The following is a 14,743-nucleotide window of genomic DNA, read 5'->3' on the forward strand; positions in this document are numbered from 1 at the left end:
AGAAACAGTGCTTGCCGTGGTGGCTGAACCGAGATCGGTCCAGTTGAGCAGATTGGCGCCGTAGGGGTCGTCTGCATTGCTCCCATTGGGGGTCATGGTGGCTAGGTATTGCTCGACGCCGAGCATGGCCTGACCATAAGTACCACTGGTATCTGTCGCGTTGTTCCCGGGCACTGCATTGGAAAGATCGCTGACTCCAGTGATGCGAAGCTGCGCGGCGATGTTGCTCAGATTATCCAGGTAAGTGGTCATCGTGAAACCAGCAATCGGATTGGAGCGCGCAACCGCGAACGTCGTCAGCGGGGTCACATTGGTCGAAACAGTACCACCTCCACCGACGTTGACTGCGGCTTGCAACGTGGTGTTGGTAGCAATGAAGTAGTTACTGGCATTGGCCGGCATGGCGAGGTTGGCGGAAGTCAGCGGCAACAGTGTGCGAGAGGTTCCGCCGAACATATAGGAGCCATTCGTTGCCTGGAGCAGCACTGGGCCGAAGACGCCATTGAGTAAGTTGAACGAGAAATTGCCTTGAGCGTCCGTGGTGGCGCAAGGTGCAACCGGAGTGTTGCTATAGATATATGCTGACGCCGTGGCTGGATCGATAGAGTAAGCAGACTCTCCCTTGACAAAGGCATAGGCGCAGACCGTGGCTCCCGCTACAGGCCCGCCAGAAGTGTCTGACGCGCTTTGCGGCCCCATGAGGACACGGCCGGTGACGATGGAACCTTCATATTGCGCGGTCGAACCGCCGCCGCAACCGGCGAGGGCGAGACTGGCCAGCAGGGCGGCGCCCAGGCTGATGCGGATGGGGGAAACTGGCATCGGAAATCTTTCAGGGAGGGGTTAGGCGAGTCGCGGCCGAAGCCTAGCGGCAGTTAGCTCAATGCACCACGCGGTCTTCGGCTTCGACGAACAGCTCGTCGAGAATCAGGGCATCGGGCTCTTCGTCCAGACGCCAGAAAATCAACAGCACGATGGTTTTGAGATGCTCCAGCGGTAGCGGCTGCATGCCGGTGGCCAGCGCGCGCTCGATGGTGAGTTCGCGCAGATGCGGCTTGAGCACCCCGGCGCTCTCGAGAAAGTTGAGATAGCCGATGGCTTCCAGCCCCAGGCAGTCGAGCTCTTGCTGCGCGTAAAGACGAATGGCGTGTGCGCTCTGCTCGTGCTGGGTCTTGAGGCCGCCTACGGCGCTGTCGAGCCCGCGAAGCCAGTCGATGGCTTCGTGGATTTCGTCGCTCTCGAACCCGGCCGCGCTGAGTTTGCGCGTGAGCTGCCCGAACTCGGGGCAGGCTTCCGGATGCCAGTAGGACTCGTAGAGATACATGAGAATATCGAACATGAGGCCATTCTATGCATGACGCGATGACGGATTGTTTCGCGGTTTTCTCCCGGCATCAGGCCGGGTCAGGAGCACGCGAAGGGTGGCCGGATTTCAGGCGCGGGCGATGCGCTGAAAGCGGCCGCCGGGCAGGCGCGCGACCTGGCCCTGCAGCTCAAGTTCGAGCAGGCGAGCGCCCAGCCGGTCGGCAGGCCAGCCGGTGCGCGCGCTGAGATCGTCGAAGCTGCGGATGTCGTAGCCGAGGGCGCGCAGGATGTCGCATTCGAGCGGGGCTTCCGTGGCGGGTGATGCGTCTTTCGTCGTGGTTTTCGCGGCGGGGCGCGCGTCCCAGGCAAATTCCTCCAGCACGTCTTGCGCGGTTTCGACGAGCTTGGCGCCCTCGCGGATGAGACGGTGGCAGCCATGCGCCAGGGGGTTGTGGATCGAGCCGGGCATGGCAAAGACTTCGCGCCCCTGCTCGCCAGCCAGCCGCGCGGTGATGAGCGAACCGGAGTGCGTGGCGGCCTCGACCACCAGCACCCCGCGAGACAGGCCGCTAATGAGACGGTTGCGGCGCGGAAAATTGCCCTTGGCGGGAGCGGTGCCCAGCGCAAACTCGGACAGCAGCAGCCCGCGAACGGCCACGAGATGCGCCAGTTCCTTGTGGCGTGGCGGATAGACGCGGTCGCAGCCGGTGCCGAGCACGGCGATGGTCGAACCGGCGTGCTCGCCCGTCGCGGACAGGGCGCCGCGATGCGCGGCAGCGTCGATGCCCAGGGCAAATCCCGACACGATGGTGACCCCGGCTTCGCTGAATGCCTGCGCAAACGCCTGGGCATCGCGCTCGCCCTGCGCGGTGGGGGTGCGTGCGCCCACCATGGCCAGCCGCCGTGGGGCGCCCAGCAGGGCGGTGTCGCCCAAGGCGTAAAGCAAGGGCGGCGGGTCGGTGATGTCGAGCAGGCTTTGCGGATAAGCCGGATCGTCCAGGGTGATGCAGGCCTGCCCCGGCTGGGCGGCCCATTGCAGGGTGCGGGCGATGAGGTCTTGGGTTTCGCGGTCGGGGTCGGCCAGCAGCGCCGAGGCGACGGCGGCGCTGACCACCCGAGTCAGCGCGGCGTGCGAGGTCTGGAAAATCAGCGATGGCGGCCCGAAGGCGCTGAGCAGTTGGCGCGCGGTGAGGGCGCCAACGCCCGGAGTCTGCATCAGCCGCAGCCAGTCGGCGAGGTCTTCAGGCGGCGTCATGCTCGACCGTGCCGAAGGCCGCTGCGGCGATCAGGGCTGGGTGAAGCGGTCGGCGACTTCAACCGGTTCGTCGGCCGACAGGATGAGCGCATAGGCCACATGCTTGAAGGTGCGAAACACCATCATCACGCCCACGCGGCGGTCGGGCAGTTCGATCTCGGGTTTGCCGGGCGCCGTCGAGTCTTTGACCATGCGGCTGTTGTGCCACAGCGCCAGCACGTCGCCGCGCTCCAGCCCGTCGTCGGCCCCGCGGTTGAGCGCGACCACGCTGTTCTTGGCCGCCATGCTCAGATCGCCGTAGATCGAAACAATGTCGCCGCTGATCGGCTTGGCCGGGGCGTGCGGGGTGTAGTTGAGGAATTCACGCGGCGGCGCGATGACCAGCCGGTCGCCCACGCCGACTTCACGCTCGATGCCATCGACCCGGAACACCGACACCGCATCCGGCCCGGAGGGCGGCTCAACCAAATTGGTCGTGCCGAGATATTCGGCCTGGTAGGCGATGATTTTTTTCGTGGCCGGGTCGACCAGCGGCTTGGCCGGACGATAGATCTGATAGCGCGTGGCTTTGCTCACATCACCGCGCACATAGACCTGCGTGCCGGGCGACGCCATGGTGTGCCCCTTGGGCAAGGCCACGATGCGCGGCGAGGCTTCGAGGGTGTCGGGCTCGACGATCAGCGGCTGGGTGAGGAAGGGGGCGATGAGTTCCGGCGAGATGGTGGGTATACCTTCAGGCGGCAGCGGGCTGGATTCGACCTGCGGATTGAGCTTCACCGTGGGAATGCCCTGGCTGTCACTGCCCATGCTGAGGCGGGCACGGCCGTTGGAAATGTCGAGAAACAGCACTTGTCCTGGAAAAATCCAGTGCGGGTTGCGGATCTGCTGCAGATTCATGCCCCACAGCTTGGGCCAGTCCCAGGGCTTGCGCAGGTACATGCCGGAAATTGCCCACAAGGTGTCACCGCGTTTGACGGTGTAGCGCGAGGGCGCGTTGGCCGCCAGCTCGGAAACCGGCACGCCGGTCTGCGCGGTGAGTTCAGCCTGGGCGCGCTGCGCCGGAGCCACCGGATAGTTGGGCAGACCATGCAGCGCGGGCGCGGCGGCCGATGGATTGGCGGCGCAAGCCCAGGGCGCCGCAGCGGCCAGCGCCAGCGCGGCAGCCAGAGCGCGGTAGCTCATACGAGGTGAAAAGAGGTTGAAAGGGTGGTGGAAAGCCTGTCTCAGCATGGCGCAAAGTCCCCAGATCGAAACGGTGGCCACATCCGGCGCGGTGTGGTCTTTTGTGAATCTGCCCCCCGTGGAAATTTGCGATTCCAGGGCCCATATCTCAAAATTGTTGAGCACATTGTGCACGCAACACCTTGATGCGGCAATCAAATCACCGTTTGGTCGGCGTTTGGACGGGGCGGCAGTTGCAAGAATGTTGCGGGCGCGCCCGACCGACGGCGCGTGCAGAGTCGGCCACCCCCGTTTTTGCAATGGATAAAGCCTTTTCCATCGCAAATAACTAAAATGCGAGCCATGGAACAACTGACCATTCTTCAATATCCCGATCCGCGTCTTTACACCGTGGCCAAGCCGGTTGCGGCGGTCGATGAGCGGGTGCGCGCCCTGGTGGCGGCGATGTTCGAGACCATGTACGCCTCCAATGGCGTCGGCCTGGCCGCGACGCAGGTCGATGTGCACGAGCGCATCATCGTCATGGACACCTCGGAAGAGCGCAATCAACCGCTGGCGCTCATCAACCCGGAAATCGTGCGGCACAGCGCGGAAGATAAGGAATGGGAAGAGGGATGCCTGTCCGTCCCTGGCATCTACGACAAAGTAACGCGGCCGGCCACGGTGCGGGTGCGCGCGCTGGACGCGCAGGGCCAGCCCTTCGAGATGGACGCCGACGGGCTGACCGCGGTGTGCATTCAGCATGAAATGGATCATCTGATGGGCAAGGTTTTTGTCGATTACCTCTCGCCGCTCAAACGCAACCGGATCAAGACCAAAATGCTCAAACGGCAGAGGCAGGCCGCTTGAGCCAGGCCATGCCCGCCTCCCCTTCGGCGCGCCGTTTGCGCGTGGCGTTTGCCGGCACGCCGGAGTTCGCTGTGGGGGCGTTGCGCGCCATTCTGAGCGCGGGCTACGCCGTGCCTCTGGTGCTGACCCAGCCCGACCGCCCCGCGGGCCGCGGCATGAAACTGCAATCCAGCCCGGTCAAGCAAGTTGCTTCGGCGGCGCAAATCGAGGTCATTCAACCCCAAGGTCTGCGACTGGACGGGCGCTATGCCGAACAGGCCGCGCAGGCACACGCGGCGTTGCGCGGCGCCCAGGCGGACGTGCTGGTCGTGGCGGCCTACGGGCTGATTCTGCCGACGTCGGTGCTGACGCTGCCGCGATTGGGCTGCTTGAACATTCACGGCTCGCTGCTGCCGAGGTGGCGTGGAGCGGCCCCGATCCAGCGGGCGATCGAGGCAGGCGATGCGCAAACGGGCATCACCCTGATGCAGATGGACGCGGGGCTCGACACGGGGAACATGCTGCTGGAGCAGGCCCTGCCGATTGACTCCACTGACACCGCGTCCACCCTGCACGACAAACTCGCCGCCTTGGGCGCGGCCCTGGTGGTTCAGGGACTGGATGCGCTGGAACGCGGCGAGCTGCGCCCGCGTCCGCAGCCCGAAGCCGGGGTGACGTACGCCGCGAAAATCAGCAAGGACGAATCGCTGTTGCAGTGGGATTTGTCGGCAGAACTGCTCGCCCGGAGGGTGCGGGCGTTCACGCCCTGGCCGGGGACGCAATTCACCTTGCCGGACGGCGGTGTCGTCAAGGTGGGTGCGGCCGAGGCATTGACGGCGCCGCTGCATGTCGGCCCGCCCGGCTTGGTGCGGCAGATGACGGCCGAAGGGCTGGATGTGGTTTGCGGCAGCGGCGTGCTGCGCATCACACGATTGCAAAAACCCGGCGGCACAATGCAGAGCGTGGCGCAATGGCTGCAGGGCGGGGCCGACCTCACGGGCTTGACGCTAAGTTAAGCCCCTTTGCGGCCTTGAACTTTTGATTCGCTGCACAATCTAGCGCTGTTGTATCCAAACGTATCGGAGCGAAGCATGTTCAATATCCTGAAAACCGCCATCCTGATGGCTGCGATCACCGCGTTGTTCGTGGTCATCGGCTCCATGCTGGGCGGACAGAAAGGCATGATTCTGGCGCTGCTGTTCGCGTTGGGCATGAACTTCTTCAGCTACTGGTTCAGCGACAAGATGGTGCTGAAGATGTACAACGCGCAGGAGGTCGACGCCAGCAGCGCGCCCCAGTTCTACGCCATGGTGCAGGAGCTTGCGCAGCGCGCCGGGCTGCCCATGCCGCGGGTCTATCTCATCCAGGAAGACGCGCCCAACGCCTTCGCCACCGGCCGCAACCCGGAGCACGCGGCGGTGGCGGCCACCACGGGCATCCTGCGGGTACTCAGCGCGCGTGAGTTGCGCGGGGTGATGGCGCATGAACTGGCGCATGTGAAGCACCGCGACATTCTGATTTCCACCATTTCCGCCACGATGGCCGGGGCCATTTCGGCGCTGGCGAACTTCGCGATGTTCTTCGGTGGACGAGACTCCGAAGGTCGGCCGGTGAATCCCATCGCCAGCATTGCCGTGGCCATTCTGGCCCCGCTGGCTGCGAGCCTGATCCAGATGGCGATTTCCCGCGCTCGCGAGTTCGAGGCCGATCGTGGCGGCGCCGAAATCTCGGGCGATCCGGCCGCGCTGGCCTCTGCTTTGCAGAAAATCGAGGCTTACGCGCGCGGCGTGCCGTTCCAGGCCGCCGAGGAGCATCCGGCCACGGCGCAGATGATGATTCTCAACCCCCTGCACGGCGGCGGCATCGCCAAGTTGTTCAGCACCCACCCGGCCACCGAAGAGCGCGTGGCCCGGCTGATGCAGATGGCGCAGGCCGGCACGGCTCAGGCCTGGCAAGGCTGAGCTGCGGCGTAGGTTAAAACAAAGCCCGGCTGGCCCCATGAGGCCAGCCGTGTCGATGATGACCCCGGCGATGCTGTAGAGAATCGACCCGAGCAGCGCCGCGCCGAAGCTGCGCACATGAAAGCCGTCGATCACGCCGGACGCAGCATAGAACATGGCGGCGTTGAGCACAAAGAAAAACAGCCCGAGGGTCAGAACGGTGATCGGCAGGGTGAGAATGAACAGAATAGGCCGCACCAGCGCATTGAGCAGACCGATGAACAGCGCCGCCCACATCGCCGCGCCAAAACCCGAGACCTGCACGCCGCTGTAGAGGTAGGCCACAGCCAGCAGGGCGCAGGCGGAAAGCAGCCACTTGAGCAAGAGTTTGAGCATGGTGGGTCTCCCGGGGTTCAGCGGCCTGCGGCCAGACGCTTGGCTAGTTCGGCTGCCAGTCCGGTGTAGCTGGCCGGTGTCATGGCGAGCAAGCGTTGGCGGTCGTCTTCGGGCAGGTTCAGCCCTTTGATGAATTCCCGCATGGAGTCTGCCGTGATGGCCTTGCCGCGGGTCAGTTCCTTGAGCTGCTCGTAAGGACTGGGCAGGCCGTGGCGGCGCATGACGGTCTGTACCGGTTCGGCCAGCACTTCCCACGCGTTGTCGAGATCTTCATTGAGGCGTTGAGGATGAACCAGCAGCTTGTCGAGCCCGCGCAGCAACGAGTCCCAGGCCAGCACGCTGTGGCCCAGCGCCACGCCCATATTGCGCAGCACGGTGGAATCGGTGAGGTCGCGCTGGAAGCGCGAGATCGGCAGCTTGTCGCTCAGGTGTCGCAGCAGCGCGTTGGCGATGCCCAGATTGCCCTCGGCGTTTTCGAAGTCGATGGGGTTGACTTTGTGCGGCATGGTGGACGAACCGATTTCGCCCGCCTTGGTCTTCTGCTTGAAGTAGCCCCAGGAGATATAGCCCCAGATGTCGCGGCTGAGGTCGATCAACAGGGTGTTGGCGCGGGCGACTGCGTCGAACAGTTCGGCCATCGCGTCGTGCGGCTCGATCTGGATGGTGTAGGGGTTGAAACTCAGCCCCAGCGACTCGACCACGCGGCGCGCAAAGGCCTCCCAGTCCACCTCGGGGTAGGCCGCCAGATGCGCGTTGTAGTTGCCCACCGCGCCGTTCATCTTGGCAGTCAGCGCGACCGACTCGATGGCCGCCATGGCGCGCTGCAGGCGGTGGGCGACGTTGGCAAATTCCTTGCCCAGGGTGGTGGGGCTGGCCGTCTGGCCGTGGGTGCGCGACAGCATGGGCTGTTCGGCCAGCTCGGCGGTGAGATCGAGCAGTCGCCGCAGCACGCGTTGCAGCAGCGGCATGACGACTTCACGCCGCGCGCCTGCCAGCATCAGCCCATGCGCGGTGTTGTTGATGTCTTCCGAGGTGCAGGCAAAGTGGAAGAACTCGGCGTGTCGGTGCACATCGGCCATCCCGGCCGTTTGCGCCTTGAGCCAGTACTCCACCGCCTTGACGTCGTGGTTGGTGGTGCGTTCGATGGCTTTGATTTCAGCCGCCTGCGCGCTGCCGAAGCGGGCAACCAAGTCGCCCAGCGCGTCGCGAGCCGCTTGCGGTAGGGCAGGAAACTCTGCAAGGCCCAGATCGGACAGACCGATGAACCAGGCCACTTCGACCTGCACGCGGCTGCGCATCAGTCCGGCCTCGGACAGATGCGCGCGCAGGGCGTCGACCTTGGCGGCATAGCGCCCGTCCAAGGGCGAGAGCGCGTCCAGTGTGGACAGCGCGGCGGATTGCGGTGTGGGGTTCGTGCTCATGCGGGCATTGTAGGAATTGCGGGCTGCAGCGGGCGGCGCCTGCGGCAGGGCGGGATCGAGGTCGGTTGATATACTCAATCGCCCATTGATTGCAGTGCCAAAACATGAAACTCATCGGCTCCCTGACTAGTCCTTACGTGCGCAAGGTGCGCATCATGCTGGCCGAAAAAAAAATCGAGGCCAAGTGGGAAGAAGAGAACGTCTGGTCGGACGCGACCCAGATCGGTCGCTCCAACCCGCTGGGCAAGGTGCCGTGCCTGGTGCTCGACGACGGCGAAGCGATTTTCGACTCGCGGGTGATCGTCGAATATCTCGATACCCTGACCCCCGTGGGCAAACTCATTCCTGCTGGCGGGCGCGAGCGCGCCGAAGTCCGTACTTGGGAGGCTCTGGCCGATGGGGTGATGGACGCCGCGGCCACGGCCAGGCTGGAACAGACTTGGCCCGGCCGCACCGAGGCGCAGCGCAGCCCGGCGTGGATTGCGCGGCAGATGGGCAAGGTCGATTCCGGCGTCAAGGCCATGTCGCACGGCCTGGGCGACAAGCCGTTTTGCAGCGGCAACCATCTCAGTCTGGCCGATATTGCCGTGGGGGCCGCTCTAGGCTACGTGGTGTTTCGCTTTCCTGAACTCGGCTGGCAGCAGCAGTACCCCAACCTCGCCAAGCTCTACGACAAGTTGATGCAACGTCCGTCGTTTCGCGATACGGCCCCGCCGCAGGGCTGACGCGGCGCGCGCCTATGACGGCTGCGCCGCCTGCAGCAGCCAGCGCAGTGCAAACTCTGCAGCCTGCAGACGCACGCTGTCCCGGTCGCCCTTGAACAGGGCGTGACGGGTTTCGCTTTGCACTGCGTCACCTTCTTTCCAGGCCAGCCCAAACCACACCGTGCCCACCGGTTTTTCTGCCGTGCCACCGCCTGGCCCGGCGATGCCGGTGATCGCCACGGCGATCTCCACCCCCGCGCGTTGCCGCGCGCCCAGCGCCATCGCGCTGGCGACCTCCGGGCTCACCGCACCGACTTGCGCAAACAGTTCGGGGTTCACGCCGAGCAGATCGGATTTGGCGGTATTGCTGTAGGTGACAAAACCCCGGTCGAACCAGTCGCTCGACCCGGCCACGCTGGTGACGGCCGCCGAGACCAGCCCGCCGGTGCAGGATTCGGCCGTGGCCAGCCGCCAGCCGCGCGCGCGACAGGCCGCGCCGACATCGGCTGCAAGGCGGCAAAGTGCGTCGAAGTCGGGCCGGGTCATGGACTCAAACCAGGGCGTAAAGCCGGATGCCCAGCGCCATGACCAGCAGCGTGAAAGCGGCGGCGATCAGGTCGTCGAGCATGATGCCCAAGCCGCCTTTCACATTTCGGTCGGCCCAGCCTACGGCCAGCCATTTACCGGCGTCGAAAGCGCGAAACAATAGAAAAGCGGCCAGTTGCTCAGCCCAGCCCGCCGGGGTGACGAGCAGCAGAATCAGCCAGAAGGCGATGATCTCGTCCCACACCACGGGCGAGGCGTCTTCCAGGCCCAGCGCACGCGAGGTATGGCCGCAGGCCCAGATGCCGACGACGGCGCCCACGCCGATGACCACAGCCCAGCTCAGCGGGCTCAGCCAGAGCGAAAGCAGTTCGTAGCTGGCCCAAGCGAACAGCGTGCCCGCAGTGCCCGGTGCGATGGGCGACAGGCCGCTGCCGAAACCCAGTGCGAGCACATGCAGGGGGTTGCGCCACATGAAGCGCCAGGAAGCGCCTTGTGCGGCGGCGGGAATGGGGGTGGTCATATCTGAGGAGTGCAAGCGTGCGTCAAGGCGTGCGGAAATGGTCGAAGCCCGCGTAGACATTGTCCAACACCTGTCCGCTCGCGTCGATCAGGCGCAGGCCCGGCTCGGCGTCGATGCGGCCGATGCGGGTGACGGCTGTGGCGGCTTGCGCCGCGGCGGCGGCAACGGCATTGCGCGCTGCGGGTGGAGCGGTGAACAGGAGTTCGTAATCGTCGCCGCCTGCGCGTTGGCACAGGCGGCGGCGCTGCAGGGGTTGGGCGGCAAGCGCTGCGCTGGCCGGGCAGGCGTCGGCATCGACGGTGGCGCCCACCCTGCTTGCGCGCAGGAGGTGGCCGAGGTCGGCAAGCAGGCCATCGGAAATATCGAGCGCGGCCTGCGCCACGCCCCGCAGCGCCAGACCGAGGGCAACGCGGGGTTCGGGGCGATCCATGCGCGCAAAAGTCGCGGCTTGCGTCTGCGCATCCAGCGTCCATTCGCCCAGGCGATGGCCCAGCGCCAGCCGGGCGTCGCCCACGGTGCCCGAGACCCAAAGATCGTCGCCTGGCCGCGCGCCACTGCGCAGCAGCGCCTGGCCGCGGGGCACGAGTCCGAGCACGGTGATGCAGAGGTTGCGGGGGCCGCGGGTGGTGTCGCCGCCGACCAGCTCGATGTCGTGGGCTTCGGCCAAGGCGAATAGGCCGCGCGCAAAGCCTTCGAGCCAGCGTGGATCGGCCTTGGGCAAGGCCAGCGCCAGGGTGAAGGCGTGCGGCCTTGCGCCCACGGCGGCCAGATCGGACAGGTTGACCGCCAGCGCCTTGTGTCCCAAAGCGGCTGGATCGGCCCCGGGTAGGAAATGCCGACCTTCCACCAGCATGTCGCTGGAAATGGCGATTTGTTCATTTGCGGCGGGCGCGGCGAGCAAGGCGCAATCGTCGCCCACACCTAGAACGGCGCGGCGCACGGGCCGGGTGAAGTAGCGGGCGATGAGATCGAACTCGCCGAGCGGTGCAGTCATGGAAAGGCTATGCGATCAGAGGTGGTATGCACGCCATGTTCGCATATCGGTGCGCGGGCAGGCTCCTACAATGCCTGCTTCCCGTGCGGCGACAAGATGCGAAACGTTCACGACGGCCGCGTGAGGAGGAGACTTCATGTCCAGCCCAGAAGACACCAAGGCCAAGCTGCGCCAAGCCGCGCTCGAATATCACGAATTTCCCCGCCCCGGCAAACTCGCCGTCGTCGCCACCAAGCAGTTGTCCAATCAGCGCGATCTGGCGCTGGCCTATTCGCCGGGTGTGGCGTCGGCCTGCGAAGAAATCCAGTCCAAGCCCGATGATGCGTTTCGCTACACCGGGCGTGGCAACTTGGTTGCGGTGATCACCAACGGCACCGCGGTGCTGGGGCTGGGCGACATCGGCCCGCTGGCAGCCAAGCCGGTGATGGAAGGCAAGGCGGTGCTGTTCAAGAAGTTCGCGGGCATCGATGTGTTCGACATCGAGGTGAACGAAAAAGACCCGGCTAAGCTGGTCGAAATCATCGCCGCGCTGGAGCCTACCTTCGGCGGCATCAACCTCGAAGACATCAAGGCCCCGGAGTGTTTCGAGGTCGAGCGCAAGCTGCGCACGCGCATGAACATTCCGGTGTTCCACGACGACCAGCACGGCACGGCCATCATCGTCGGCGCGGCCATTCTCAATGGCCTGAAGGTGGTGGGCAAGGACATCGCCCAGGTCAAGCTGGTGTGCTCCGGCGCGGGCGCTGCGGCGCTGGCCTGCCTGAGCCTGCTGGTCGATCTGGGGCTGCCGCGCAAAAACATCTGGGTCAGCGATCTGGCCGGCGTGGTGTACGCGGGCCGCACCGAGCTGATGGACGAGGACAAACGCCGCTTCGCGCAGGACACCCCGGCGCGCACCCTGGCCGAGATCATCGACGGTGCGGACGTGTTTCTCGGCCTGTCCGCAGGCGGCGTGCTCAAGCCCGAATACACCCTGCGGATGGCGGACAGGCCCATCATCCTGGCGCTGGCCAACCCCACGCCCGAAATCCTGCCGGAAGAGGCGCGCGCGGCGCGGCCTGATGCCATCATCGCCACGGGCCGGTCGGACTATCCGAACCAGGTCAACAACGTGCTGTGCTTCCCCTACATTTTCCGCGGTGCGCTCGACAGTGGCGCCACCACCATCACCGCCGAGATGGAAGTGGCCGCGGTGCGTGCCATCGCCGAGCTGGCGCAGGCTGAACAGAGCGACGTGGTGGCGGCCACTTATGTGGGTGAGCCGCTGCGTTTTGGCCCCGACTACCTGATTCCCAAACCCTTCGATCCGCGCCTGATGATCAAGATCGCCCCGGCAGTGGCCGAGGCGGCGGCGAAGAGTGGCGTGGCGCGCCGCCCCATCGCCGATCTGGACGCCTATCGCGACAGCCTGCAGCAGTTCGTCTATCAGTCCGGCGCGCTGATGCGCCCGATGTTCAGCATCGCCAAGAAGGCGGCGAAAAAGCGCATCGTCTATGCCGAGGGCGAGGACGAGCGCGTGCTGCGCGCCGTGCGCGTGGTGGTCGATGAGCACCTGGCCCGGCCCATTCTGGTGGGGCGTCCGGCGGTCATTGCCCAGCGCATCGAGCGTTTCGGTCTGCGGCTGGAACAAGAGCGCGATTACGACGTGGTCAACACCGACCACGACGAGCGCTACCGCGATTTCTGGCAGAGCTACCACCAACTTGCGGGCCGCAAGGGCGTGACCCCGGCGATGGCCAAGATCGAAATGCGTCGGCGCCTGACCCTCATCAGCTCCATGATGCTGCACAAGGGCGAGGCCGACGGCATGCTCTGCGGCACCTGGGGCAATACCCACATCCACCTGCACTACATCGACCAGGTCATCGGTCGTCGTCCCGGCGCCAAGGTGTATGCGGCGATGAACGTGCTGGTGCTGCCCGGTCGGCAGGTGGCGCTGGTCGATACCCATGTCAACATCGACCCCAGCGCCGATGAAATTGCCGAAATCACCTGCATGGCGGCGCAGGAATTGCGCCGCTTCGGTATCGTTCCCAAGGTGGCCTTGCTGTCGCATTCCAATTTTGGCTCCTCTCCTGCGCCCAGCGCGCTGAAAATGCGCGAGGCGCTTGCCCTGCTGCGCGAGCGCGAACCCGATCTGGAAGTCGATGGCGAAATGCAGGGCGACACTGCGGTCGACCCGGTCTTGCGCGCCAGCCTGATGGTCGATTCCGCCCTCAGTGGCGAAGCCAATCTGCTGGTGTTCCCCAATCTGGACGCGGCCAATATCTCCTACAACCTGCTCAAGGCCACCGCAGGCAACAACATCGCCATCGGACCCGTTTTGCTGGGGGCGGCCAAGCCGGTGCACATCCTCACCGCGTCCAGCACCGTGCGTCGCATCGTCAACATGACGGCGCTCACCGTCGCCGAGGCCAATCTTTGAGCGCCCCCAGGGCCGGGCACTCCCCACCCCAACCCTCCCCACAAGTGGGGAGGGAGTGATCTCGCCTCCCCCGCACCTCTTTGACCGTAAAACCTGCCTAAAAATTGGGCGAATCCTTGTGTTTCCGTGGCGATTTCGCTACGATTGCGCCTTAGCTGGTGTGCAGGGCCGAAGAATTTCATTATGGCCCAATACGCGAAACCGAACAGCATCAGCCAGTAATTTTCACGCAATTGCGTCCAATTTTCTCTAACGGTGCGGCTTTTGCCGCCGCAGCATGAATCGCCGGTGCATTCGTTCTACGCTGCAATCCCTGTTTTTTGCGGGGCTGCTGATTGCCACTTTGTCGCTTATGGCATCAGGCGGAACCAGCGTGTGGCCTGCAGCCCAGGCGCGCGAAACGTCGCAATCGTCGCAAACCTCGGCACTGCAGGACATTCCAGTCATTTCCGTGGCCGACCTGCCGGTGAAGGCGCGAGACATGTTGAGGCGCATTGAACAAGGCGGCCCGTTCGAGGGATACAAGGACGGCGTCATTTTTGGAAACTATGAGCGGCTTTTGCCCTCAAAACGTCGTGGTTATTACCGCGAATACACCGTCCCGACTCCAGGCGCCCGCAACCGAGGGGCGCGCCGCATTGTGTGCGGAGGGGCCAAGCACCATCCCGATGTTTGTTACTACACCCATGATCACTATGCCAGTTTCCGACGCATCGCCCAATGATGCCGATCCCGCCGTGCTGCTCAAATCGGTACGGCCGAATATCGTGCAGTCGATCCGGGCTTACCGTGTTGCGCAGTTGCAAGACGCAGCCGAGACGACCGGCCAGCATTTTCTCTATGCCAACCTCGCCGAGGCGACCACCAAACAGGAAGTGCTGGAGACGATTGCGCGCTCTTTCCTGTTTCCCAAGCATTTCGGCAAAAACCTCGATGCCCTGCACGATTGCCTGACCGACGTGGTGCACGGCGGCGGGCCGCAGCCCGGTTTCGTGGTCGTGCTCGAACAGCTACCGGCCACGCAGCGATTCGACAAGGAAGCGCGCGAAACGCTGCTCGACGTGTTCCGCGACGCGGCCGACTTCTGGGCGGAGCGTGGCATAGCCTTCAGGGTCTTCTATTCTTTTCTGTAACCCGCACTCCTGGCCGGGAGGAGATGCGGGGCGAAGCGGTACCGGAACCCAGAGTCAAGGCCGTCAAGGTCTGCACGCCGTGGGAAGGGGCTTG

At 64.7% G+C, this 14,743-nt stretch carries 15 protein-coding genes and 1 pseudogene; 7 read left to right on the forward strand and 9 right to left on the reverse strand.

Annotation, left to right across the window (positions count from 1 at the left end; genetic code table 11):
- The 4 genes from ABT24_RS04010 to ABT24_RS04025 all read right to left on the reverse strand — a co-directional run.
- On the reverse strand, positions 1 to 822 hold an 822-nt coding region (locus tag ABT24_RS04010; RefSeq protein WP_286737361.1), incomplete at its 3' end, for a flagellin family protein.
- A 58-nt stretch (positions 823 to 880) separates the two neighbouring features.
- Positions 881 to 1,339: a Smg family protein gene (locus ABT24_RS04015; RefSeq protein ID WP_013104248.1), complete on the reverse strand. Its 459-nt coding sequence runs from the start codon at positions 1,337 to 1,339 to the stop codon at positions 881 to 883.
- A gap of 93 nt (positions 1,340 to 1,432) precedes the next feature.
- Entirely contained in the window at positions 1,433 to 2,560 is a 1,128-nt protein-coding gene (dprA, locus tag ABT24_RS04020; protein WP_276729335.1) for a DNA-processing protein DprA, read from the reverse strand.
- A 30-nt stretch (positions 2,561 to 2,590) separates the two neighbouring features.
- Positions 2,591 to 3,742 (reverse strand): LysM peptidoglycan-binding domain-containing protein, encoded by a 1,152-nt coding sequence (locus ABT24_RS04025; protein WP_013121902.1) that lies wholly within the window; start codon positions 3,740 to 3,742, stop codon positions 2,591 to 2,593.
- A 342-nt stretch (positions 3,743 to 4,084) separates the two neighbouring features.
- Between ABT24_RS04025 and def the strand changes: the two genes are divergently transcribed.
- The 3 genes from def (at position 4,085) to htpX (ending at position 6,531) form a co-directional block, all read left to right on the forward strand.
- Positions 4,085 to 4,591, forward strand: coding sequence for a peptide deformylase (gene def / locus ABT24_RS04030; RefSeq protein ID WP_232054255.1), 507 nt, complete (start codon positions 4,085 to 4,087; stop codon positions 4,589 to 4,591).
- Positions 4,592 to 4,626: 35 nt separating this feature from the next.
- Positions 4,627 to 5,586 (forward strand): methionyl-tRNA formyltransferase, encoded by a 960-nt coding sequence (gene fmt, locus ABT24_RS04035; RefSeq protein ID WP_276729421.1) that lies wholly within the window; start codon positions 4,627 to 4,629, stop codon positions 5,584 to 5,586.
- A 75-nt stretch (positions 5,587 to 5,661) separates the two neighbouring features.
- Positions 5,662 to 6,531 carry a zinc metalloprotease HtpX gene (gene htpX, locus ABT24_RS04040; RefSeq protein ID WP_013121905.1) on the forward strand — a complete coding sequence of 290 codons (870 nt, stop codon included), beginning with the start codon at positions 5,662 to 5,664 and terminating at the stop codon, positions 6,529 to 6,531.
- A 45-nt stretch (positions 6,532 to 6,576) separates the two neighbouring features.
- On the opposite strand, the pseudogene ABT24_RS04045 reads toward htpX, so the two are convergent.
- Both ABT24_RS04045 and purB read right to left on the reverse strand, forming a co-directional pair.
- Positions 6,577 to 6,906: pseudogene (locus ABT24_RS04045) on the reverse strand (phage holin family protein); the annotation flags it as partial.
- Between the two features lie 17 nt (positions 6,907 to 6,923).
- A complete protein-coding gene (gene purB / locus ABT24_RS04050) occupies positions 6,924 to 8,327 on the reverse strand; it encodes an adenylosuccinate lyase (RefSeq protein ID WP_276729327.1) in 1,404 nt (467 codons plus the stop codon).
- 104 nt (positions 8,328 to 8,431) lie between these two features.
- On the opposite strand from purB, the gene ABT24_RS04055 reads away from it, so the two are divergent.
- Positions 8,432 to 9,052 (forward strand): glutathione S-transferase N-terminal domain-containing protein, encoded by a 621-nt coding sequence (locus tag ABT24_RS04055; protein ID WP_276729325.1) that lies wholly within the window; start codon positions 8,432 to 8,434, stop codon positions 9,050 to 9,052.
- Between the two features lie 12 nt (positions 9,053 to 9,064).
- On the opposite strand, the gene ABT24_RS04060 is transcribed toward ABT24_RS04055, so the two are convergent.
- From ABT24_RS04060 to thiL, 3 genes are read right to left on the reverse strand one after another with little or no spacing between them, the layout of a single operon-like run.
- Complete coding sequence (locus ABT24_RS04060) at positions 9,065 to 9,577, reverse strand: CinA family protein (RefSeq protein WP_276729323.1); 513 nt, start codon at positions 9,575 to 9,577, stop codon at positions 9,065 to 9,067.
- A gap of 4 nt (positions 9,578 to 9,581) precedes the next feature.
- The gene (locus ABT24_RS04065; RefSeq protein WP_276729321.1) at positions 9,582 to 10,097 is read right to left on the reverse strand and encodes a phosphatidylglycerophosphatase A family protein; all 516 of its coding nucleotides are present in this window, start codon (positions 10,095 to 10,097) and stop codon (positions 9,582 to 9,584) included.
- Positions 10,098 to 10,119: 22 nt separating this feature from the next.
- Positions 10,120 to 11,091 carry a thiamine-phosphate kinase gene (thiL, locus tag ABT24_RS04070; protein ID WP_276729318.1) on the reverse strand — a complete coding sequence of 324 codons (972 nt, stop codon included), beginning with the start codon at positions 11,089 to 11,091 and terminating at the stop codon, positions 10,120 to 10,122.
- 136 nt (positions 11,092 to 11,227) lie between these two features.
- Between thiL and ABT24_RS04075 the strand changes: the two genes are divergently transcribed.
- From ABT24_RS04075 to ABT24_RS04085, 3 genes are all read left to right on the forward strand, one after another.
- The gene (locus ABT24_RS04075) at positions 11,228 to 13,516 is read left to right on the forward strand and encodes an NADP-dependent malic enzyme (RefSeq protein WP_276729315.1); all 2,289 of its coding nucleotides are present in this window, start codon (positions 11,228 to 11,230) and stop codon (positions 13,514 to 13,516) included.
- 277 nt (positions 13,517 to 13,793) lie between these two features.
- Positions 13,794 to 14,240 carry a guanyl-specific ribonuclease gene (locus ABT24_RS04080; RefSeq protein ID WP_276729313.1) on the forward strand — a complete coding sequence of 149 codons (447 nt, stop codon included), beginning with the start codon at positions 13,794 to 13,796 and terminating at the stop codon, positions 14,238 to 14,240.
- A complete protein-coding gene (locus tag ABT24_RS04085; RefSeq protein ID WP_013121914.1) occupies positions 14,203 to 14,649 on the forward strand; it encodes a barstar family protein in 447 nt (148 codons plus the stop codon). The genes ABT24_RS04080 and ABT24_RS04085 overlap by 38 nt, the downstream gene beginning before the upstream one ends.
- The last annotated feature ends 94 nt before the right edge of the window (positions 14,650 to 14,743 follow it).

The organism is Thiomonas sp. SCN 64-16, from assembly GCF_001725585.1.
In the GTDB taxonomy this organism is placed as follows: domain Bacteria; phylum Pseudomonadota; class Gammaproteobacteria; order Burkholderiales; family Burkholderiaceae_C; genus Thiomonas; species Thiomonas arsenitoxydans.